This is a genomic window from Catellatospora sp. IY07-71, assembly GCF_018326265.1.
In the GTDB taxonomy this organism is placed as follows: Bacteria; Actinomycetota; Actinomycetes; order Mycobacteriales; family Micromonosporaceae; genus Catellatospora.
Genome location: NZ_AP023360.1, coordinates 4,046,330 through 4,067,274, shown reverse-complemented (window position 1 = coordinate 4,067,274; position 20,945 = coordinate 4,046,330). Strand labels below are relative to the sequence as shown.

Sequence of the window (20,945 nt, the reverse complement as noted above, 5' to 3'; positions counted from 1 at the left end):
CGTACCTTCTCCAGCCGGGGTGAACCGCTTCCGAATAGTCTTCGGCACATGACCGGAAACCCCGTGCTTGATGCGATCGACGCGGCGATCCTGCGGGAGTTGCAGAACGATGCGCGGATCTCGAACAAGGACCTGGCGGCGCGGGTGAACGTCGCCGCGTCGACGTGCCTGGAGCGGGTGCGGGCGCTGCAGCGGCGCGGGGTGCTGGCCGGGTTCCACGCCGAGGCCGACCCGGCTGCGCTGGGGCGGCCGCTGCAGGCGTACATCGCGGTGCGGGTGCGGCCGCACAACCGGGACGTGGTGGAGCCGTTCATCCGGTTCGTGCTGGACCTGCCCGAGACGCTGGCGCTGAGTCACATCGCGGGACCGGACGACTTCCTCGTGCACGTCGCCGTGCGCGACGCGGCCCACCTGCAGCGCCTGTTGCTGGACGGATTCACCTCCCGCCGCGAGGTGGCCCACCTGGAGACCCAGCTGATCTTCCAGCACCTCCGGAAATGGGACATATCGCCGATCTGACCGGACGTCCGCCGTCCGGCTCGGATCAGCGATCACGGCGCGTAGCCATTCGCCGCCGGCACCGGTTACCCAAGGCATACGACCAGCGGATGCGAGATCCGCAGCGCAAGCGACGGGGGTCTGGTTTGACCGCGGGGGCCTTGATTGCCGATCACCGCCCGGTGACGCCGTGCGCGGCGTCGGCGGCGGAGGACCCGCGGCAGCGCCCCGCAGCAGGACGACATCCGGAGACGGTCCCGGGCACGGCGTCCCGGCGGCCGGTGCACAACGGACGGTGACCCCGTGCGGCCCGCGAGCCGCCCCGGGAACCCACCGCCCTCCCTGCCCGCGAGGGCGACCCACTCAGGTCTGGTGCGGACCTGCCTACTCACGAGAGACAGCCGCATCATGTCCACTTTGCGCAGATGACTGAGGCTCGGCCGTCGCCTCGGCCTCGCCCGACCGCTCGCGTGTGGGGGCAACAAAAATGGGGCGAAACTTCGCAAACTGTCAGAAATATCCCATGAAGTAACGAATTCTCGGCGAATCTTGTACCAGGGGATGTCACCCCGGTGAGCCGGTCAGCCGGCGAACTCACCACCGATCCACGAACCGCGCGACGGGCACACGCTGCTGCACTGTGTCCGTTTTGTCCAGAAAAGGTAGTAGATGCAACGACAACCTGCCCCGGAGACGGGGGCGGCCCCGACCACGCGATTACCGCGCGCCGCCCGGAGCACCCGCCGGAAAGGCACACCATTCAGCCCCGCCATCAGCCACGACGCCGGCACGGCGTCCGACTCCGCGTTCGATCTATGGAGAACTCAATGCTCACCCGCCCTGAAGACGTCGACGGCCACGCGAGCACCGTGGTCAGCCCGCCGTATCCACCGGCCGGCGACGGCGCACTGCTCACCTGGCGCGAAAGCCTGACCGCGCCGCCCATCATGCGCTCGCGCGAGCGGCGGGCCGGCCGGGACGACGCCGCGGCCGGCGGCCAGCCCCGGCGACAGACCGTCAGCCTGATCATCCCGACCCTCAACGAGGCGGAGAACATCCCCTGGGTGCTCGAGCGCATCCCCTCGATCGTCGACGAGGTGATCATCGTCGACGGGCATTCCTCCGACGACACCGTCAAGGTCGCCCGAGCCGTCCGCCCGGACGTCGTCGTGGTCAATCAGCGCTTCCGCGGCAAGGGCGACGCCGTACGCGTCGCCCTCGCCGCCGCGACGTCCGACCTCATCGTGATGATCGACGCCGACGGCAGCATGGAGCCCTCCGAGATCTACCGCTTCGTGACCCCGCTGATGAACGGCTACGACCTCGTGAAGGGCTCGCGGTACCTGGCCGGCGGCGGATCGGAGGACCTCACCCTCCTGCGGCGGCTGGGCAACTCGGTGCTCGTCTGGATGACGAACATGATGTTCCTCGTCCGCTTCACCGACCTGTGCTACGGCTTCTGCTCGTTCCGCCGGGACTGCGTGCCGGCGCTGGCCCTCACCGCGCACGGCTTCGAGATCGAGACGGAACTCATCGTGCGCGCGCTGAAGGCCGACCTGCGCATCGCCGAGGTGCCCAGCACCGAGCTGCAGCGGCGGCGCGGCACCTCCAACCTGCGCACGTTCCGCGACGGGCAGCGGGTGCTCCGCACGCTGCTGCGTGAGCGCATCATCCGCAAGCCGCGGCCCGTCGTGGACCCGATCGACCAGCGCGTGCTGCAGGAGTGGCGGACGGTGGCCGGCGACGTGTGCCTCGCGCAGGCGTCGGGCCACCCGCTGGAGGAGAGGAGCCTCCTGTGATCGCGTACCAGCGGAGATCGCCCGCAGCCGGCGGCCGGGTCGCTCTGGCCGTGCTGCTCGGCGTGCTGCTCAGCCTCATCCCGGCGCCGGACCGGCTGACCCCGGCGGCGAGCGCCGCCCCCGGCGACATCGGCTACGTCGGGCCGTCCACCTCGGGTGACGGTTCGGCGGCGACCGGCGAGAAGCCGGAGAGCAAGCTGTGGTGGCACGACGGGCGCTGGTGGGCGGTGCTGTTCCACTCGAGCAGCCAGACGCACCGCATCTTCTGGCTGGACCGGTCGGCGCAGAGCTGGGTCGACACCGGCACGGTCGTCGACAACCGGCCCAAGACCCGCTCCGACGTGCTGTGGGACGGCAGCCGCCTCTACGTGGCCTCGCACGTGCGGGCCTCGTCGTCGACCGCGGCCGCCTCCGGGAACCCGGCCCGGCTCTACCGCTACAGCTACGAGCCCGCCACGCAGGCGTACACCAGGGACACCGGGTTCCCGGTGCAGATCAACAACCACTCGACCGAGACGCTGACCATCGACAAGGACTCCACCGGGGTGCTGTGGGCGACCTGGACGCAGGGCGCGAAGGTCTATGTGAACGCCACGGCCGGCGCCGACACGACCTGGGGCACGCCGTTCGTGCTCCCTGTCACCGGTGCCACCGGGCTGGACGCCGACGACATCTCGGCGATCGTCTCGTTCGGCGGCGGCCGGACCGGCGTGATGTGGAGCAACCAGCCCGCGTCGGCGATCTTCTTCGCGGTGCACGACGACGGCGCGGCGCCGTCCACCTGGGATGTCGGCCGCACGGCGATCCAGGGGCCGAAGTCCGCCGACGACCACGTCAGCATCAAGACGCTCCAGGCCGACCCGTCCGGGCAGGTCATCGCGGTGGTGAAGACCAGCCACGACGAAGGCGGGTCCCAGTCCGCGCCACAGATCATGCTGCTGGCCCGGGATCCATCCACCGGCGACTGGTCGGCCCACGCGGTGGGCCGGGTCAGGGACTGCCACACCCGGCCGATCGTCATGATCGACTCGGAGCACCGGATGGTGTACGTGTTCGCCACCGCCCCGGACAGCGGCTGCCCGTTCTCCGGCGCCGACGGGACGATCTTCATGAAGAGCTCCCCGCTGGACGACATCTCGTTCCCGACCGGGCGGGGCACGCCGGTCATGCGCGACGCGCTGTCACTCCATCTCAACAACGTGACCTCGACCAAGCAGACCGTCGACAGCACGACCGGCCTGATCGTGCTGGCCTCCAACGACGCGACGCAGCGCTACTGGCACGCCGACGTCCCGCTGGTGGCACCGTGACCGCCCCGACCGTGCCGCACTCGCGCCGTGGGCGGTTCGGCGGCCAGGGCCGCGCCTACACGGTGACCAGCCCGGTGCCCGCCGGGGTCTGGCAGGAGGTGCTCGCCTCCGCCCCGCAGGTGCTGGCGAGCCAGACACCAGAGTGGCTGCGGTGCGTCTGCGCCGTCGGCGGGTTCGAGGACGCGACCCGCCTCTACGAGACCGCCGACGGCAGGCGCCTGGTGCTCCCGCTCGCGCGGCGCGCCGTGCTCGGCCGGATGATCCTGAGCGAGGCCTCGATGCCCTTCGGCTGGGGACCGGCGGGCCTGGTCGGCGAATCGGGAGTGGTGCTCCCTGAAGACGTCCGCATGGTCTTCGGGGACCTCGCCGCGCACCGCGCGCTGCGGGTCTGGCTCCGCCCGGAGCCCGCCGCCGCGGCGACGTGGGAGGAGGGCAGGCCGCCCTGGACGGTGCGCCGGCCCGCGATGGCGCAGAGCCTCTCCCTCGCGGGCGGCTTCGACGAGGTGTGGCGCACCCGCTTCCGCCGCGACACCCGCAACCGGGTCAACCGGGCCGAGCGGGCCGGGGTCGTCGTCGAACGCGACGACACCGGCCGGCTCGTGCCGGTCTTCCAGCGGCTCTATGCCATGTCGGTCGAGCGGTGGGCCCGCCACGAGGGCCAGCCCGTGGCGCTGGCCCAGTGGCGGGCCTCGCTGCGGGAGCCCGCGAGCAAGCTGCGGACGGTCGCGGAGCGGCTCGGCGCGCGATGCCGGGTGTACGCCGGGTTCGTCGACGGCCAACCGGCCGCCGCGATCGTCGTGCTGTTCACGGCCACCACGGCCATGTACTGGCGCGGGGCCATGAACGAGGACCTGGCCGGCCGGACCTACGCCAACTACCTGCTGCACCGCACCGCCATCCAGGACGCGGCCGAGGCCGGCTGCGCGTCGTACCACATGGGGGACTCGCGGCCCGGATCGCCGCTGGCGCTCTTCAAGAGCCGCTTCGGCGCGGTGGAGCAGCACTACGCGAGCTACTGGCTCGAGCGGCTCCCGGTCGCCTCGCTCACCGAGCGCGCGCGCCGCCGTGCCGGTGTCGCCCTCCAGCAGCTGCGCGGGCGGAGGTAGGGGTGGGCCGACCACACCGAGTCGCGGGCAGGCACGCCGCGTACCGCCCCAGGCACGCCACGGACCGGCCGGGAGATCCCGGGCAGGTCCGGCCCCGTGAGCACGCCGCGATCCGGCCCGGCCGGCACCGCGCCGCCCGAACCGGCCCGTCCGGGCGGCGCGGTGCCCGGACCGTGGCGGCCACCGCGGTGCTGCTCATGCTGCCCGGCCTGCTCCTGTTCGCCTGGCCGAACTGGTCCTGGCCACGCCCCGCCGAATGGACCGCCGCCGGTGGCGGCGCCCACGACCGGGCCACTCCCCCGCCGCACCGGCCCGACCCCGGCACGCTGTCGGTGGGTGTCACGCACGCCCAGTACTCGATCGACGGCTGGAGCGACGCCGAGGCCCGCGCGTCGGCGAAGGCGGTCCTCACGGCGGCGGCGACCTACCAGAACCAGCACATCATGGGCTGGGGTGCGCTCAATCCGCAGCCCAGGCCGGGTGTGTACGACTGGTCGTCGCTCGACCAGCGGATGGCGCTCATCCGGTCCACCGGCGGCACCCCGGTCATCACCCTGTGCTGCGCGCCGGACTGGATGAAGGGCGGGCAGGCGGGCCAGACGGACTGGAAACGGCTCGAAACGGCCCCCGACCGGCGGCACTACCGCGACTTCGCCGAGCTCGCCGCGGCGGTCGCCCGCCGGTATCCCGACGTCGCCCACTACCAGGTGTGGAACGAGCTCAAGGGTTTCTGGGACGAGAAGAACAACCGGTGGGACGCCGCCGCCTACACCGACCTCTACAACGCCGTGTACGACGCGTTGAAGGCGGTCGACCCGGCGATCGCCGTGGGCGGGCCGTACGTCGTCCTGGACACCTGGTCCGACGGCCGGGCCGGCGGTCACGCGTCCTGCCTGACCGGCGACTGGGGGGTCGTCGACCAGCGCGGCCTCGACGTCCTCGACTACTGGCTGCGGCACAAGCGCGGGGCGGACTTCGTCGCGCTCGACGCCGGCCTGGGCACCCGCGACCAGGGGCTGGCCCCGGCCGCGCGCGCCGCCCGCGCCAGCGCGCTGTTCGGCGCCGTCACCCACTGGGTGCGCCAGCGCACGTCGCTGCCGGTGTGGTGGAGCGAGTTCCACGTGGGCCGGGCGGAGGCGGCTGCGGAGCCGCAGCTCGTCTCCAGGGCCCTGGCGGCGTTGCTGCACATGGCCGGCGCGGGCGCGTCGGTGGCGCTGGTGTGGCAGCCGCAGCGCGCCCCGAGCACGCCCGGCCCGCTCCCCCCGGCCCTGTGGACCGCGACCGACCGCGCCGGCGGGGGCCGCCCGCTCGCGTACGCGCAGGCGCTGGCGCTGCTGCGGCGGATCCTCGGCGACACCGCCGGGGACGGCCCGGTCAGCTGGCCGCTGCCGGACGTGGGCGTCCTGCACGGCCGTACGGACCTGCTGCTGGTGAACACCGGCGGCGAACGCGGCGCCGTCGACGTACGCGGGCAGCGCGTGCACCTCGGGCCGTACGAGGTCCGGCACGTGCCGCTGCCGGCCGGGGCCCCCGCCGCGCCGAGCGGCTCCCCCACCACCCTGCCCGACCAGTGCCGCAGCCCGAAGCCCGCGCCCACGCGGTCGGCGGTCCCGGCTTCGACGACATGAGGAGCGACCACATGCCCATGCCCGCGGCCCTGTCGGCCCCCAGCCGGCACCCCGCGCTGCGCGGACCCGAGAGCCTGGCCCGCAGGGTGCTGGCCGATCTCGACGCGGCGGCGGTGCGCTGGTGCGTCCTGCGCGGCGGCGCGGGCGACGGCGACGACCTGGACGTCCTCGTCGCGGCCGCGGACCTGCCGCGCGCCCTGGCCGTGCTGAGGGCGTGCGGGCTGCTCCGCCTCCCGGCGTACGGGCGGGGCACGCACGTCTTCTTCCTGGGCCTCGACCCGGCCACGAGCAGCTGGGTGCAGTTCGACCTGGTCACCGAGCTGGCCTACGGGCGGCACGCCGAGCTGCCGACGGGCGCGGAGGACGGGTGCCTGGCCCGGCGGGTGCGGCGCGACGGCGTCTGGCTGCTGCGGCCCGAGGACGAGTTCTGGGCGCTGCTGCTGCACTGCCTGCTCGACAAGCGCGCCTTCGCCGGCCGCCACCTGCACCGCCTGGACCGGCTGCGCGAACGGACGTCGCTGCACAGCCCGCTGGCGGCAGCGGTGCCGGCGGCGGTCGGCGCCGCGCTGCTGCTGCGGCAGGCGCGGGCCAGGAAGTGGGCGGCGCTGGAGGCGCAGGGCGGCGCGCTGCGCCGGGCGTGGCGCCGGACCCGGCCGCTCACCACCGTCCGCAGGTCGGCCGCGGGCGCCGCGCTACGGCTCGTGGAGCGGCCGTTGCAGGCGTGGAGCCGGCGCGGGGCCAGTGTCGCGCTGCTCGGACCCGACGGGGCGGGCAAGTCGACGCTGGCGAAGGGGATCGAGTCGGCGTTCTTCTTCCCGGTGCGCCGCGTCTACATGGGCCTGTGGAAGGCCGACGACACGCCCGCCGGTTCGGTCGCGCAGGCCCTGCGCATCATGCTGCGGCCGCTGGTCGCGTGGGGCCGCTACCTCACCGGGCTGGGCCACCGGATGCTCGGGCGCACGGCGGTCTTCGACCGGTACGTGTACGACGCGCTGCTGCCGCCGCGCGGGTCGCTGCGCTGGCTCAAGCGGCCGTACTTCCAGCTGATCAGCCGGTCCTGCCCGCGCCCGCACCTGGTCCTGCTGCTCGACGTGCCGGGCCGGGTGATGCACGTCCGGTCCGGCGAGTACGACCCGGCGCACCTGGAGACGGAGCGGGCGCACTACCGGCTGCTGCGGCAGCGCATCCCCGACCTGGAGCACGTGGACGCCGACCGGCCGCCGGACGTCGTGCTCGCCGACGCGCTGTCGCGCATCTGGCGGCACTACGTGGAGAGGGCCGGCCGATGACCGTGTCGTGGCGCGCCGCGCGCATGCGGCTGCACGAGCAGCGCACCCGCTGGCTGCACCGGGCCGAGCGGACGTGGGCCGGGGCCGTCGCCGCACAGCTCGTCGGCGGCAGCGTGGCCGGCCGCGGCCGGGCCTGGCACACCGAGGCGGTCGCGTTCACGGCGACCTCGGTCGCCGTCGTGATGGTCGCCAGCCCGGGCTCGCCGCAGCGGTTCGTGGTGAAGATCCCCTGGACCGCCGAGGGCACCCGGCGCCTGCGCCGCCAGGCCCGGGTCCTCGCGGACCTGCACCGCGATCCCCGGCTGCACCGCCTGCGGCCGCTCATCCCGCGCTGCGCCGAGCAGGGCGAGTTCGACGGCCGGTACTACTGCGTGGAGGAGGCGCTGCCGGGGATGCCGGGCGGCGCGGCCGCGCTGCGCTCCGCCCGGCTCGCGACGCTGCTCGAGTCGGCGGTATGCCTCATCAGCGACCTGCACGCCCGGACCAGCGAGGTGACGCGGCTCGACGACGCCACCATCGAGGCGTGGGTGGACCGGCCGCTGCGGCGGCTCGACGCCTACGCGGCCACCCGGCCCCGCGGCGACCGCCTCCGGCACGGCGTACGGCGCCTGCACGAGGAGATCGTGGGAGCCCTGTCCGGCCGTTCCGTGCGCACGTCCCTGATCCACGGCGACTTCTGGCCCGGCAACCTGCTCGTGGGCAGCGGGGCCGACGTCACCGGCGTCGTGGACTGGGACCATGCCGCGGCCCGGCAGCTGCCCCTGCACGACCTGCTGCACCTGCACGTGCTCACCCACCGGCTGGCGCACGGCGCCGAGCTCGGCGACGTGGTGCTCCGCGCGCTGCGCCACGGCATCAGCGACGCGCTCGACGTCCCGGCCCAGCGGGTCGGCACCTGGCTGGACGGCATCCCGCAACGGCCCGCCGTCCTCCTCTACTGGCTACGCCACATCCGCCTGTTCATCGACTCGGAGGGTCACCATGACAACCCGCGCTGGCTTCGCGGCAACGTCGAACGCGTCCTCGTCAGTGTCTGACACCGCGCTCGCGTACGGCGGCGGCGTCCTGGCCGAGCACGAGCCCGCGCCCACCACCACCGTCGTCATCTGCGTCTACACCGAGCAGCGGTGGCCGCAGATCGTGCGCGCCGTCGACTCGGTGCTCGTCCAGGACACCCCGGCCGACCAGATCGTGGTGGTCGTGGACCACAACGCGCCACTGCTGGAACGGGCGCGGGCGGCCTTCCCCGGGGTGACCGTGGTGCCGAGCGCCGGGCCGGCCGGGCTGTCCGGAGCGCGCAACACCGGCGTGGCGTACGCGCGCGGGGACGTCGTCGCGTTCCTCGACGACGACGCCGCGGCGGAGCCGGACTGGCTGGCCCGCATGCTGCGGCACTACCGGGAGCCCACCGTGGTCGCGGTGGGCGGCCGGGCCGAGCCGGCGTGGGACGGGGCGCGGCCGCGCTGGCTGCCGCCCGAGTTCGACTGGGTGATCGGGTGCAGCTACACCGGCCAGCCGGTCGAGGTCGCGCCGGTCCGCAACGTCATCGGCTGCAACATGTCGTTCCGGCGGGCCGTCCTGGCCGACGGTGACAGGTTCGACCCGGCGCTCGGCCGGGTCGGCCGGGTCCCGGTCGGTTGCGAGGAGACCGAGCTGTGCATCCGGATCCGGCAGCGGCACCCCGACAGCGTGATCCTCTACGACCCCGGCGCGCTGGTGCACCACCGGGTCACCGCGGACCGTGCCACGTGGAGCTACTTCCGCCGCCGCTGCTTCGCCGAGGGCCGGTCGAAGGCCGTCGTCGCCCGCCTGGTCGGCAGCGGGGCGGGACTCGCGGCGGAGCGGGCGTACACCCGCCAGGCCCTGCCGCGCGGGGTCCGCCAGGGCGTGCGGCAGGCGCGCGCAGGAGACCGCGGCGGGTTGCTGCGGGCGGGCGCGATCGTCGCCGGGCTGCTGGTCACCGCCTGGGGCTACGCGACGGGGCGGGCACTTCGGGCCAGCCGGGCCGGCACCGCGCCGCCGGAGCCGAGCAGCACCGCGCCGGCGGCGCCCGGTCTCGGCGCGGCGCAGCCGGTGCGCATGCTGGCGGTCGAGCTGTGCGACGGCGTGCCGGAGCTGCCCGACGGCCGTGGTCCGGGGGGCGGGAGGTACGCCGCCGCGCGGGTGCTGGTGCGGCTGCACGGCGAGCCACTGGGCCTGCTGGACCTGGAGCTGCCGCCGGGCGGGCTGGCCGCGCGGCTGCATGAGGAGGCGATCAGGCAGCGGCTCGGGGCCGCGATCGACGAGCACCTGCGGGCGGACGGCCTGCCGCCGCTCGATGCGCTCACACCCGGCCTGGCCGCCCTCCGCGGGATCGGCGCGGCCTGCCCGGCCCGCCAGGCGCCGTCCGGGCCAAACCCGTTCGTCAGCGTGGTCATGCCCACCTGCGGGCGCACGCCGCACCTGGCGCGCTCGCTCGGCTCGCTCTCCGTCCTGGACTACCCGAACTACGAGATCGTCATCGTGGACAACGCCCCCCACGTGGCGGGGACGGCGCGGCTCGTCCGGGAGCACGCCGCGCGCGACGCCCGGGTGCGCTACGCCGCCGAGCCCCGCGCGGGCGTCACCCACGCGCGCAACCGGGGGCTGGCCGAGGCCCGGGGCGAGATCGTCGCGTACGTCGACGACGACGTGACCGTGGACCCGGGCTGGCTGCGTGCCCTGGCCGGCGGCTTCGCCGACGCGCGGGTCGCCGCGGTGACCGGGGACGTGCTCGCGAGCGAGCTGGAGACCCCGGCCCAGGTGTGGATCGAGCAGTACGGCGGGTTCGGCAAGGGCTGCCGCCGCCGGAGGTTCGACCGGGCCGGGTTCGAGACGGCCGAGCCGGCCGGGGTAACCCGGGTGGCCGCCGCGCCCGGCTCGCTCTACCCGTACCTGCCGGGTTCGTACGGCTCCGGGGCGAACATGGCCTTCCGCACCGAGGTCCTGCGCGGGCTCGGCGGGTTCGATCCGCGGCTCGGCTCACGCGGCCCGGTCCGCACGGGCGAGGACATCGACGTGCTCCTGCGCACGGTGCTGAGCGGGCACACGCTGGCGTACGAGCCCGCCGCGCTCGTCTGGCACGCGCACCGGCGCGAGCTGCGCGACCTGCGCCGTTCGCTGTTCCACTACGGCGTCGGCCTGAGCGCCGTCATGGTCAAGTGCCTGGCCCGGGACACCGCCGGGCGGCGCGACCTGCTGCGGCGGCTGCCCCGCGGGATCGCGTACGCGCTGCTGCCGCGATCGGGCAAGAACGGCCACAAGCGCGGCGGGTATCCCGCGTCGCTGACCCTGCTCGAACTCGCCGGGATGGCGCTGGGCCCGGTGTACTACGCCGCGTCGGCGTGGTCGGCCAGGCGGGAGGGCCGATGAGCGCCGGGCGGATCCGGACGGCCGTGCCCGTCCTCTGCTACCACAGCGTCAGCGACGACGCCCACGACGGCGAGCTGCGCTGGTCGGTGTCGCCGAACGACTTCGACGAGCAGATGGCGCTGCTGCGGGAGCGCGGGCGCACGCCGCTGACGGTGACCGGGTACACCACAATGCTGCGCGCGGCCCTGCCGCTGCCGCCGCGGCCGGTGCTGGTCACCTTCGACGACGGGTACGCCGACCTGGCGACCGCCGCCCTGCCGGTGCTGCGCCGCTACGCCATACCGGCGACGGCGTACGTGGTCACCGCGCGAGTGGGCGCCGCCCGGACCCGGGGCTCCGGCCCCGTCGTCAGCTGGGAGCAGCTCGCGGAGCTGCACGCGAACGGGATGGAGATCGGGTCGCACAGCCACACCCACCGGGCGCTGGACTGCCTGCGGCGCGGCGAGCTGCGCCGGGAGGTGTCGCTCAGCAAGCTGGCGCTGGAGGACGGGCTGCAGGAGCAGGTGTCGTCGTTCGCGTACCCGTACGGCTACCACAGCCCGGCCGTGCGCCGGGAGGTGCGCGCGGCGGGCTACAGCTCGGCGTGCGGGGTCAAGAACGCGCTGAGCCACGAGGCGGACGACCTGTACGCCGTCGCGCGGGTGCTCATCGAGCGCGACCTGGGCGCGGCGGGGCTCGACACGCTGCTCGACGGGCGCGGGTGGCCGCCCGCGTGGCGCCGCGAGCGCCTGCGCACGCGGGTCTGGCGGGTGTACCGGCAGGCCCGGCACTTCGCGGGCACGGCCCACACCGCCCCGCAGGCCGACGCCCGGAGGGTGCCTTGAGCGTGCGCCCCACGGAGACCGCGGGCGCGCCCGGCGGCGTACCCACCCTGCGGACCGTCGCGCCGGGCGTCCCGCTCGTCTCGCGGCTGCGCCGACATCTACTCGAGCCGCTCAACGGCAACGTGTACGCGCTTACCCTCAACACCGTGGTCAGCTCGGTGCTGGGCATCGCCTACTGGGCGCTCGCGGCACGGCTGTACTCGCCCCGCGAGGTGGGCGTCGGGACGGCGATGGTCTCGACGATGATGTTCCTCAGCAACCTGTCCCAGCTGAACCTCAACGGCGCGCTGGCCCGTTTCCTGCCCGCCGCGGGCCCGCATCGCGGCCGGCTGGTCGGGTACGCCTACGGCCTGAGCTACCTCGCCGCGCTCCTCGTCAGCGGCGGCTTCCTGCTCGTCGCCCCGCTCGTCTCGGACGAGCTCGGGTTCCTGGCCCGCACGCCGCTGCTCGCCGCCGCGTTCGTCCTGGCCGTCGCGGCGTGGGGCGTGTTCACCCTGCAGGACAGCGTGCTCACCGCGCTGCGCGGGACCATCTGGGTGCCGGTGGAGAACACGGCGTACGGCGTCGCCAAGATCCTGCTGCTGGTGCTGCTGGCCGGTTCCCTGCCGGGCCTGGGGATCTTCGTGTCGTGGAACGTGGCGGTCGTCGTCGCGCTCGTGCCGGTCAACATCCTGGTCTTCCGGCGGCTGCTGCCGCGGCTGCGCGCGCTGCGGCAGCCGGGCTCGCTGCCCGGCCGCGGCATGCTGGCCCGATTCGTCGCACTGGACTACGTCGGTTACCTGTTCATGCAGGCGGGTACGAACGCGCTGCCGGTCATCGTGACCGCGCGGCTGGGCGCGGAGGCCAACGGCGTCTTCTACGTCGGCTGGCTGCTGGGCACCTCGCTGGAGCTGGTCGCGCTCCACTTCGGCACGTCGCTCACCGTGGCCGGGTCCGGCGACGAGCCGCGGCTGGCCGGGTACGCCCGGCAGCTGCTGCGCCGCGGGTTCGCGCTGTTCACCCCCGCCGCCGTGCTGCTGTACGCCTGCGCGCCGCTGCTGCTGGCCTTCTTCGGCGCGCGGTACGCCGAGGCCGGCTCGTCGGTGCTGCGGCTGTTCGCGATCGCGGTGCTGCCGAAGCTGGTCGTGGTCGTGTACGTCGCCGCGTGCCGGGTGCAGCGCCGGGTAGGCCGCATCGTGCTCGTCCAGGCGTCGTCGAGCGCCCTGGTCGTGTCGCTGGCGTGGCTCACCATGGGCGAACTCGGAGCCACGGGCGTCGGCGTCGCCTACCTCACCGGCCAGCTCGCCGTCGCGGCCATGGTCCTGCCGTCGCTGCTGCGCCTGCTGCGGACGGCGTCGTGAGCGCCGGCACAGCGCACCGGGCGGCGGTCCGGCCACGGCGCCTCGCGGCCTGGGGCGCGGCCGCGCTCAACACGGCATGGTGGGCGGTGCCCGGGGTGGCGCTCCTGCTCGGACTGCATGCGCTGCGGCTGTCCGATGTGACGGACATCGGCTCCTTAGGCCTGGTCTCCGCGCTGCGCCCGGAGTTCTGCGGCGCGCTGGCCCTGCTCACGATCAGCTTCCTCAGTGGCGTCCTGCGGGCCCGGCCCGCACCGGGGGTGCTGCTCGCCGCACACGTCGTCGTGCTCGCGGTGCTGCTGTTCGGCGCGGCGACGATCATCGAGCCGCTGCCGCGGTTCATCTCGGGCTGGCTGCACGTGGGCTTCGCCGACTACGTCGCGCGGACCGGCGAGACGCTGCCGTACCTGGACGCCAGGTTCAACTGGCCGGGCTTCTTCACCCTGGCCGCGATGGCGACCCGCGCGGCCGGGATGCCCGACGCCATGCCGCTGCTGGGCTGGACACCGGTCGTGCTCAACCTGCTCTACGGCGCGATCGTGTTCCGGCTCGCCCGGGCCGTGTCCCCGGAGCCGCGCACGGCGTGGCTCGCGCTGTGGCTGTTCCTGCCGGCCAACTGGGTGGGGCAGGACTACTTCGGGCCGCAGGCGCTGAACTACGCGTTCTACCTGATCGTGCTGACGGTGCTGGTGGTCTGGTTCCGCCCGCGCCGGCTGTCCGGCGGCCCGGACCCGTCGTCCCGCAGGGCCGGGCTGCTGCACGCGCTGCGGCTGCCCGCCGAGCCGCTGCTGCACGAACCCGAGTCACCACGGCTCGGGCGCGCCGCGACCGCCGGGTTGATGGTGGGGGTGCTCGTGATCTTCACCGCCAGCGCCGCCAGCCACCAGCTCACCCCGGTGGCGATCGTGGCGGCCGTGGCGGCGCTGGCGCTGGCCGGCCGCTGCAGGGCGCGCTCGCTGCCGGTGCTGCTGGGCGTCATCCTCGTCGCGTACATCAGCTACCTCACGGTGCCCTACTGGTCGGGGCATCTGGAGGCGATGTTCGGGTCCGTCGGCAACGTCACCGGCACGATCAGCTCCGGGGCGGTGCAGCGGGTGCGGGGCGACGACGGGCACCTGGCCGTGGTGCTGGTGCGGCTCGGCTTCACCGCGGCCGTCTGGGTGCTGGCCGCCGCCGGGGCGTGGCGGCGGCTGCGCACCGGCCACGGCGACCTCGCGCTGCTGGCGCTCGCCGGGGCGCCGTTCGCCGTGCTGGCGCTGCAGAGCTACGGCGGCGAGGCCATCCTGCGGGTGTACGCGTTCGGCCTCCCCTTCATGGTGGTGCTGCTGGCCGCGCTGTTCGTGCCCACCGGACAGGCCCGCAGCCGGGCCGTCGCCGCCGTCACGGCCGTCGCGGTGAGTGCCGCCTTCACCGCCGCGTTCTTCGTCGCCCGCTACGGCAACGAGAGCTTCGAGCAGGTCCGGCCGAACGACGTGCAGGCCGTGGACTGGCTGTACGCCCACGCGCAGCCGGGCGCGACGCTCGTCGCGGTGACGTCCAACGTGCCGTGGCGGTCCCGGCACATCGAGCGGTACGCGTACCGGCCGCTCGGACTCGACCTGGGGCCGAGCACCCTGCCCGCCATCGAGCAGGAGATGCGGCGCGACGCGGAGGGGGCGTACCTCCTCCTGACGCGCGGCCAGTACGTCTTCGCCGAGTCCTACCTGGGCATGCCCGCGGGCTGGGGTGAGCAGCTGGAGCTGCAGGTGCGGCGCTCCAGCCGCTTCCGGCTCGTCTACGCCAACCCCGATGCCTCCATATATGTCCTGCTTCCCGCGTCGAAGGTGGAGACAGATGACAAGGATCGATGACGTCCCGCGCCCGTGGGGGCGGCTGCCGCGCCAGGCGTGGCCGCCGGTGCTCGTGCTGCTGGCGGGCCCGGTCGTGCTGACGCTCGTGCTGCTGGACGTGCCGGGAGTGGTGCGGGCGGCGCCCGTGCTCGCCTACCTCGCGGTGGTGCCCGGTGCGGCCTGCGTACGGCTCGTCCGGCTGCCCGACCGATCGCTGGGCCTGCTCCTCGGGGTGGGGCTCAGCCTCGCCCTCGCCCTGCTGGTGTCCCAGGCGATGGTCTACCTGCGCCTGTGGTCGCCGCTGCGCGGGCTCGCGGCGCTCGTGGCGGTCGCGTCGCTGGCGGCCTGCGCCGAGCTGTTACGAAGCGTCCGGCCGGCCCCCGGGCGGGCCTCGTGACCGCGGCCGGGCCGGGACCGGTCCTCGCCACGGCGGCCGGCGTGGGCACCACCGCGGCGACGGTGACCGCGCTCGCCATGCTCGCGATCCTCCTGGCCGCACTCGTCACGAAGGTGCTGCTGCAGGGCGCGCGCCGACCGCCTCGCCGGGAGACGCTCCGCCTGCTCGACGTCGTCATCGCGCCGCTGTTCGTCATCTTCGCGTACACCGTGCTGGAGCGATTCCGTGACCTCTCGTAGCGCGACGTCCGTCCTGGCCCCGCCGGCCCCGCCGGCCCCGCCGGAGCCCGCGGTGTCCCCGGTGCTCGGCCGGGTGCTGCTGGCCGAATACCTGGTGGCGCTCGCGGCGCTCGAACTGCTGCGCACGGTGTACGTGCCGGGTGCGGTGGCGGGCTTCGCGTTCCTCGCGCTCGCCCTGTGCGCCCGGCTCCCCCTCGTCGGCGAGCAGGCCGCGGCGCTGCTGCCGGTGCTGGTGGCCGTCCCCGTCACCCGGGTGGTGACGGAGGCCGTGCCGGGCGCGGCGTCGCCCGCGCGGGCGGCCGTCGCCGCGCTGGCCATCTGCGTCGCCGTCGCGGCGGCCGTGCGCGCCTGCCCCCGGGACTGGCTGCGGCTACGCGGCGACGCCGGCTGGGCTGAGCACGCCGCCGTCATGCTGGCCGGCGTCCCGCTGGGGCTGCTCGTCCACCTGCTGGCGCCGGACCTGCTCGCGGTGACCGAAGGCTTCCCGGTCCTGCCGGCCGTCGCCCTGGCCGCGCTGGTCGGGCTCGCCGCCGAGGTGCTGTTCCGCGGCCTGCTCATCCCGGCCCTGGCCGGGGTCGTCGGCCGCTGGGACGTGGTCGTCGCGGCGGTGATCTACGCGATCACGTTCGTCTCGTACGGCACGCCGACGGCCTCGGCCGCGCTCGCCGTGGCGCTCGTGCTCGGCTGGGCCCGGCGGCGCACCGGCTCGGTGGCCGGGGTCATCGGCGCGTATGCGGTGGTCATGCCGCTCACCGTGCTGGTGTGCCGGTTCGTCACCGAAAGCTGACCGCGGACGGGAAGACGCGCACGCGGCGGGGTGCCGCGTGCGCGTCCATCGCTCTCACCGGTCAGGCCGGTGCTCCGTTCACCAGCCGCGCTCGGCCAGGCGGTGCGGCTGCGGGATCTCGTCGACGTTGATGCCGACCATGGCCTCGCCCAGGCCACGGGAGACCTTGGCGAGCACGTCCGGGTCGTCGTAGAAGGTGGTGGCCTTCACGATCGCCTCGGCGCGCTGTGCCGGGTTGCCCGACTTGAAGATGCCAGAGCCGACGAACACGCCCTCGGCGCCGAGCTGCATCATCATCGCGGCGTCGGCCGGGGTGGCGATGCCGCCCGCGGTGAACAGCACGACCGGCAGCTTGCCGGTCTCCGCGACCTCCTTGACCAGCTCGTACGGCGCCTGCAGCTCCTTGGCGGCGACGTAGAGCTCGTCGGCGGGCAGCGTGGTCAGCTTCTTGATCTCGGCGCGGATCTTCCGCATGTGGGTGGTCGCGTTGGACACGTCACCGGTGCCGGCCTCGCCCTTGGAGCGGATCATGGCCGCACCCTCGGTGATCCGGCGCAGCGCCTCGCCGAGGTTGGTCGCGCCGCACACGAACGGCACGGTGAACTGCCACTTGTCGATGTGGTTGGCGTAGTCGGCCGGGGTGAGCACCTCGGACTCGTCCACGTAGTCGACGCCGAGCGCCTGCAGCACCTGGGCCTCGACGAAGTGGCCGATGCGGGCCTTGGCCATGACCGGGATGGAGACCGCGTTGATGATGCCGTCGATCATGTCCGGGTCGCTCATCCGGGAGACGCCGCCCTGGGCGCGGATGTCGGCCGGCACGCGCTCCAGCGCCATGACGGCGACGGCGCCCGCGTCCTCGGCGATCTTCGCCTGCTCCGGGGTGACGACGTCCATGATCGCGCCGCCCTTGAGCATCTCGGCCATGCCGCGCTTCACGCGGGCGGTGCCGGTCACCGGTACGTTCACAGACTCGGTTGCAGACATGATGTCGCGCTTCTCCTGACCAACGGGATCTCGAAAGCAGCGAGCCGGCGCGCCTACCTGGGCGTTCACAGGCTCCGCTGCACCCGATTCTACGTGGGGCCACGTCGCCGGCCCCACGGCCAATCAACACCCGGTGGCCCGGCCTGTGACCCGTGTCACACACCTGACCTGCGCGCCCGCGTCCGGAGTGACCCACGTCGCGCCGAGCCACGCGGTCCCATGACACGAAGTCCCGATCATGCTCAGGTCAGGCGGCGATCAGGGTGGGGTCGTCGATGTCGAAGTATGCCGGTCGGGTGTGCTTGCGGTTCAGGCGCAGCAGGCGGACCAGGGGGCGCTCACGGGAGGCCAAGGCGGCGCGGACCAGGTCGGTGTGCATCTGCCGGGCCAGCGCCACCCGGCGGCTGGCCGCCACCACCGCCGCCCCGTTCGGCTCCTGCGGGTCGAAGGGCTGCTTGCGCAGGGTCCGGGTGAGGTCGTTCTCGGCGGCCTCGCGGTCGTCCTCGCGGGCGTCCAGCGCGGCACGGGCCGCCGCGTAGAGGTCCGCGCCCGCCGGATCAGCGGCCAGCTCCGTCTCGGCCAGCACCGCCGCGGCGGCGGCACGGCGCACCAGCTGCGAGTCCAGGGCCCGGCCCGCCGAGGCGGCGCGCAGGTGCAGCCGGTCCACCCGGCTCGCGGTCCAGGTGACGTACGACGCGATCACGACCACCAAGGCCACCACGCCGATCACCCAACCCATGCGGGGCATCGTAGTGGGGCGCTGTTAATCCCGTGTTCCGGCTACCACTCCGCCGGCTCCTCGGCACCGCTGACCGTCTCCCCGCAGGCCTCGATCGCCGAGTTGTACACCTCCAGCACCCGGGAGGCGACCACCGGCCAGTCGTACGCCGCGACCACCTTGCCCGCGTGCGCGGCCAGCGCCTGCCGCCGCTCGGCGTCGTCGAGCAGCTCGCTGATGGTCTGCCCGAGCACGCCCGCGTCGCCGTTGGGGAACAGCGCCCCGGCCCGGCCGCCGTCCAGCACCCGCCGGAACGCGTCGAGGTCGGTGGCGACCACCGCGGTCCCGGCCGCCATCGCCTCGGTGAGGATCATGCCGAAGGACTCGCCGCCGGTGTTGGGCGCGATGTAGAGGTCGACGCTGCGCAGCATGCGCGCCTTGTCCTCCTCGGAGACCTTGCCCAGGAACGTGGTGCGGGCGGCGACGTCGGCCGGCAGCTCCATCTCGGCGAGGTCGCCCGGCCCCGCCACCAGCAGCCGCATCCCCGGCCGCTGCGGCATGACGTCGGCCAGCGCACGGGCCAGGATGTCGAAGCCCTTACGCGGCTCGGTGAACCGGCCGAGGAAGCCGACGGTGCCGCCGGAGCCCGGCGCGCACTCCCCCGGCCAGCCGGGCAGCGGCTCGGCGTCGGCGAAGTGCGCCACGGACACCCCGTTGGGGATCTCCACCGCGCCGCCGTCCAGGTGCTCCACCTGCACCCGGCGGGCCAGCTCGCTGACCGCGATGCGGCCGGTGATGCGCTCCAGCACCACCCGCGCCACCGGCGCGCCCGCCGCCAGCGCCCGGGAGCGGGTGATCGCGGTGTGGAAGGTGGCCACCACCGGGCCGCGCGCCGACATCACGGCCAGCAGCGACAGGCTCGGGGTGAGCGGCTCGTGCACGTGCAGCACGTCGAAGTCGCCCTGGTGCAGCCAGCGGCGCACCCGCGCGGCCGAGATCGGCCCGAAGTTCAGCCGGGCCACCGAGCCGTTGTACGGCACCGGCACGGCCCGCCCGGCGGCCACCACGTAGTCCGGCAGCGGCTGATCCTCGTCGGCGGGGGCCAGCACGCTCACCTCGTGCCCCATCCCGATCAGCGTCTCGGCGAGGTCGCGCACGTGGAACTGCACCCCGCCCGGCACGTCCAGCGAGTACGGGCAGACGATCCCGATCCGCACGTCACTCCTCCGGGTCGGTGGCGCCGGCGGAGGCGACCGCGCGGCGGGCCGTCCCGGAGCCGTTCATCGGCGGCTCGGTCAGCCACAGCTTCTGCAGCATGTGCCAGTCTGCCGGGTGGGCCGCGATCCCGCGCGCCAGGCCGTCGGCGACCTGCTGGGTCAGCAGCCGCACCCGCGTGTCCAGGGAGCCCGCCGAGGCGTCCGGCACCGGCAGCGGGCCGACCACCCGGCCGCAGCCCGCGTCCGGCTCGTACCACATGTCCACCACGAACAGCGGCGCGCCGGTGCGCAGCGCGAGCATCGCCGGGCCGGCCGGCATCCGGGTGCGCCCACCGAAGAAGTCGACCTCGACGCCGCGCTTGGACAGGTCCCGGTCGGCCAGCAGCGGCACGATGTGCGCCTGGGCGAGCCGCTCCGCCAGGATGTCGATCGGCGAGCCCTGCCCGCCGGAGGCCGGGATGATGTTCATGCCCAGCTGCTCGCGGTAGGCGAGGAAGCGCCGGTAGACGCCCTCCGGCTTGAGCCGCTCGGCGACCGTGGTCAGCGGCAGGCCGCTCGCGGTCACCCTGGCCCCGGCCGCGTCCCAGTTGCCCGCGTGCGGCAGCGCCACGATCGCGCCGGTGCCCGCCGCGTGCGCCGCGGCCAGCTTGTCGTAGTCGTGCAGCCGGAAGCCGTCGCGCAACTGCTCGCGCGACTTCGACGGCAGCCGGAACGCCTCCAGCCAGTAGCGGGCGTACGAGCGCATCGCGTCGCGTACCAGCGAATCGGGTGCGGGCTCGCCCAGCACGCAGCTCAGGTTGCGGGCCAGGCGCTGCACGCCGGGGCCGCGCTTGGCCGCCGCCCGGTCCGCACCGGCCCGGAACAGCGCCGCCGCGGCCGACTCGGGCATGGTCCGCACCAGCCGCCACCCGGCCGCGTAGCCCAGCTCTACCAAGCTCTCCTTGTTCACACCGACTCCCCGGCGGCCTCGTGCCTGCGCACGTGCCACATGCGCTGGCCGACGGTGAAGATGGAGCCGGCCGCGAGCAGCCACAGCGACGCGGGCAGGCCCCAGGCCAGGCCGAAGCCGGTGAGCAGCGCGCCCACCCCGACGATGATCAGCCGCTCGGCGCGCTCGACGAGGCCCACGTGGCAGGACATGCCCAGGCCCTCGGCGCGCGCCTTGACGTAGGACACGACCTGCCCGGCGACCAGGCAGATCAGCGCCGCGGCCAGGGCCGGGCGGTCGCCGGTGCCGGCGTACCACCAGATGATGCCCGCGAAGATCGCGCCGTCGGCGATGCGGTCCATGGTCGAGTCCAGCAGCGCGCCGTAGCGGCTGGCGCTGCCGCGGGCCCGCGCCATCGCCCCGTCCATCACGTCGGTGAGGCCGCACACTAGGATGATCAACACGGCGGCGACGAACTGCCCGCGCGCCGCGAAGCCGAAGGCCCCCACCAGCACGCCCAGGGTGCCCACCACGGTCACCGCATTCGGGCTGACACCCGCGCGGAGCAGCGCCCGGCTGAGAGGATCTAGCAGCCGGGCCGTACCGGCCTTGCCCACCACGCTGAGGATCTTCGCCATGATGGCGCTAACGATAGCGGTGGG

At 74.3% G+C, this 20,945-nt stretch carries 19 protein-coding genes; 14 read left to right on the top strand and 5 right to left on the bottom strand.

Translation table 11 applies throughout. The annotated features are described in order from the left end of the window. Positions 1 to 48: 48 nt before the first annotated feature. The 14 genes from CS0771_RS18210 to CS0771_RS18145 all read left to right on the top strand — a co-directional run bounded on the left by CS0771_RS18210 (position 49) and on the right by CS0771_RS18145 (position 16,433). Positions 49 to 519 (top strand): Lrp/AsnC family transcriptional regulator, encoded by a 471-nt coding sequence (locus CS0771_RS18210; protein WP_244870865.1) that lies wholly within the window; start codon positions 49 to 51, stop codon positions 517 to 519. An 806-nt stretch (positions 520 to 1,325) separates the two neighbouring features. Further along, positions 1,326 to 2,297: a glycosyltransferase family 2 protein gene (locus CS0771_RS18205; RefSeq protein ID WP_212842104.1), complete on the top strand. Its 972-nt coding sequence runs from the start codon at positions 1,326 to 1,328 to the stop codon at positions 2,295 to 2,297. Continuing rightward, entirely contained in the window at positions 2,294 to 3,607 is a 1,314-nt protein-coding gene (locus CS0771_RS18200) for a hypothetical protein (protein WP_212842103.1), read from the top strand. The genes CS0771_RS18205 and CS0771_RS18200 overlap by 4 nt, the downstream gene beginning before the upstream one ends. Beyond that, the gene (locus CS0771_RS18195) at positions 3,604 to 4,713 is read left to right on the top strand and encodes a GNAT family N-acetyltransferase (RefSeq protein ID WP_212842102.1); all 1,110 of its coding nucleotides are present in this window, start codon (positions 3,604 to 3,606) and stop codon (positions 4,711 to 4,713) included. Before CS0771_RS18200 ends, CS0771_RS18195 begins: the two co-directional genes overlap by 4 nt. Positions 4,714 to 4,715: 2 nt before the next feature. After that, positions 4,716 to 6,341 (top strand): hypothetical protein, encoded by a 1,626-nt coding sequence (locus CS0771_RS18190; protein ID WP_212842101.1) that lies wholly within the window; start codon positions 4,716 to 4,718, stop codon positions 6,339 to 6,341. Between the two features lie 11 nt (positions 6,342 to 6,352). Next, a complete protein-coding gene (locus CS0771_RS18185; protein WP_212842100.1) occupies positions 6,353 to 7,630 on the top strand; it encodes a hypothetical protein in 1,278 nt (425 codons plus the stop codon). Beyond that, complete coding sequence (locus tag CS0771_RS18180) at positions 7,627 to 8,667, top strand: phosphotransferase family protein (RefSeq protein ID WP_212842099.1); 1,041 nt, start codon at positions 7,627 to 7,629, stop codon at positions 8,665 to 8,667. The genes CS0771_RS18185 and CS0771_RS18180 overlap by 4 nt, the downstream gene beginning before the upstream one ends. Beyond that, on the top strand, positions 8,660 to 11,020 hold the full coding sequence (locus CS0771_RS18175; RefSeq protein ID WP_212842098.1) for a glycosyltransferase: 2,361 nt from the start codon (positions 8,660 to 8,662) through the stop codon (positions 11,018 to 11,020). Before CS0771_RS18180 ends, CS0771_RS18175 begins: the two co-directional genes overlap by 8 nt. Continuing rightward, the gene (locus tag CS0771_RS18170; RefSeq protein WP_212842097.1) at positions 11,017 to 11,844 is read left to right on the top strand and encodes a polysaccharide deacetylase family protein; all 828 of its coding nucleotides are present in this window, start codon (positions 11,017 to 11,019) and stop codon (positions 11,842 to 11,844) included. The genes CS0771_RS18175 and CS0771_RS18170 overlap by 4 nt, the downstream gene beginning before the upstream one ends. Before the next feature lie 2 nt (positions 11,845 to 11,846). Continuing rightward, positions 11,847 to 13,184 carry a lipopolysaccharide biosynthesis protein gene (locus tag CS0771_RS18165; protein WP_212842096.1) on the top strand — a complete coding sequence of 446 codons (1,338 nt, stop codon included), beginning with the start codon at positions 11,847 to 11,849 and terminating at the stop codon, positions 13,182 to 13,184. Beyond that, complete coding sequence (locus tag CS0771_RS18160) at positions 13,181 to 15,031, top strand: hypothetical protein (protein ID WP_212842095.1); 1,851 nt, start codon at positions 13,181 to 13,183, stop codon at positions 15,029 to 15,031. Before CS0771_RS18165 ends, CS0771_RS18160 begins: the two co-directional genes overlap by 4 nt. After that, complete coding sequence (locus tag CS0771_RS18155; RefSeq protein WP_212842094.1) at positions 15,015 to 15,407, top strand: hypothetical protein; 393 nt, start codon at positions 15,015 to 15,017, stop codon at positions 15,405 to 15,407. The genes CS0771_RS18160 and CS0771_RS18155 overlap by 17 nt, the downstream gene beginning before the upstream one ends. Then, a complete protein-coding gene (locus tag CS0771_RS18150) occupies positions 15,404 to 15,646 on the top strand; it encodes a hypothetical protein (protein ID WP_212842093.1) in 243 nt (80 codons plus the stop codon). The genes CS0771_RS18155 and CS0771_RS18150 overlap by 4 nt, the downstream gene beginning before the upstream one ends. Next, positions 15,633 to 16,433 carry a type II CAAX prenyl endopeptidase Rce1 family protein gene (locus CS0771_RS18145; protein ID WP_212842092.1) on the top strand — a complete coding sequence of 267 codons (801 nt, stop codon included), beginning with the start codon at positions 15,633 to 15,635 and terminating at the stop codon, positions 16,431 to 16,433. The genes CS0771_RS18150 and CS0771_RS18145 overlap by 14 nt, the downstream gene beginning before the upstream one ends. Positions 16,434 to 16,511: 78 nt before the next feature. On the opposite strand, the gene pdxS is transcribed toward CS0771_RS18145, so the two are convergent. The 5 genes from pdxS to pgsA form a co-directional block, all read right to left on the bottom strand. Next, complete coding sequence (gene pdxS / locus CS0771_RS18140; protein ID WP_212842091.1) at positions 16,512 to 17,420, bottom strand: pyridoxal 5'-phosphate synthase lyase subunit PdxS; 909 nt, start codon at positions 17,418 to 17,420, stop codon at positions 16,512 to 16,514. 247 nt (positions 17,421 to 17,667) lie between these two features. After that, on the bottom strand, positions 17,668 to 18,159 hold the full coding sequence (locus CS0771_RS18135; RefSeq protein WP_212842090.1) for a hypothetical protein: 492 nt from the start codon (positions 18,157 to 18,159) through the stop codon (positions 17,668 to 17,670). Positions 18,160 to 18,200: 41 nt separating this feature from the next. Further along, on the bottom strand, positions 18,201 to 19,355 hold the full coding sequence (locus CS0771_RS18130) for a glycosyltransferase family 4 protein (protein ID WP_212842089.1): 1,155 nt from the start codon (positions 19,353 to 19,355) through the stop codon (positions 18,201 to 18,203). A 1-nt stretch (position 19,356) separates the two neighbouring features. Then, the gene (locus CS0771_RS18125) at positions 19,357 to 20,304 is read right to left on the bottom strand and encodes a phosphatidylinositol mannoside acyltransferase (RefSeq protein ID WP_212842088.1); all 948 of its coding nucleotides are present in this window, start codon (positions 20,302 to 20,304) and stop codon (positions 19,357 to 19,359) included. Next, entirely contained in the window at positions 20,301 to 20,921 is a 621-nt protein-coding gene (gene pgsA / locus CS0771_RS18120) for a phosphatidylinositol phosphate synthase (RefSeq protein WP_212842087.1), read from the bottom strand. Before pgsA ends, CS0771_RS18125 begins: the two co-directional genes overlap by 4 nt. Positions 20,922 to 20,945 lie beyond the last annotated feature (24 nt).

Bases quoted from the DNA above. Each gene is read 5' to 3' on its own strand.
- CS0771_RS18210 (WP_244870865.1), top strand. From the start codon at position 49: ATGACCGGAAACCCCGTGCTTGATGCGATCGACGCGGCGATCCTGCGG.
- pdxS (WP_212842091.1), bottom strand. From the start codon at position 17,420: ATGTCTGCAACCGAGTCTGTGAACGTACCGGTGACCGGCACCGCCCGC.
- CS0771_RS18185 (WP_212842100.1), top strand. From the start codon at position 6,353: ATGCCCATGCCCGCGGCCCTGTCGGCCCCCAGCCGGCACCCCGCGCTG.
- CS0771_RS18135 (WP_212842090.1), bottom strand. From the start codon at position 18,159: ATGGGTTGGGTGATCGGCGTGGTGGCCTTGGTGGTCGTGATCGCGTCG.
- CS0771_RS18155 (WP_212842094.1), top strand. From the start codon at position 15,015: ATGACAAGGATCGATGACGTCCCGCGCCCGTGGGGGCGGCTGCCGCGC.
- pgsA (WP_212842087.1), bottom strand. From the start codon at position 20,921: ATGGCGAAGATCCTCAGCGTGGTGGGCAAGGCCGGTACGGCCCGGCTG.
- CS0771_RS18180 (WP_212842099.1), top strand. From the start codon at position 7,627: ATGACCGTGTCGTGGCGCGCCGCGCGCATGCGGCTGCACGAGCAGCGC.
- CS0771_RS18170 (WP_212842097.1), top strand. From the start codon at position 11,017: ATGAGCGCCGGGCGGATCCGGACGGCCGTGCCCGTCCTCTGCTACCAC.
- CS0771_RS18205 (WP_212842104.1), top strand. From the start codon at position 1,326: ATGCTCACCCGCCCTGAAGACGTCGACGGCCACGCGAGCACCGTGGTC.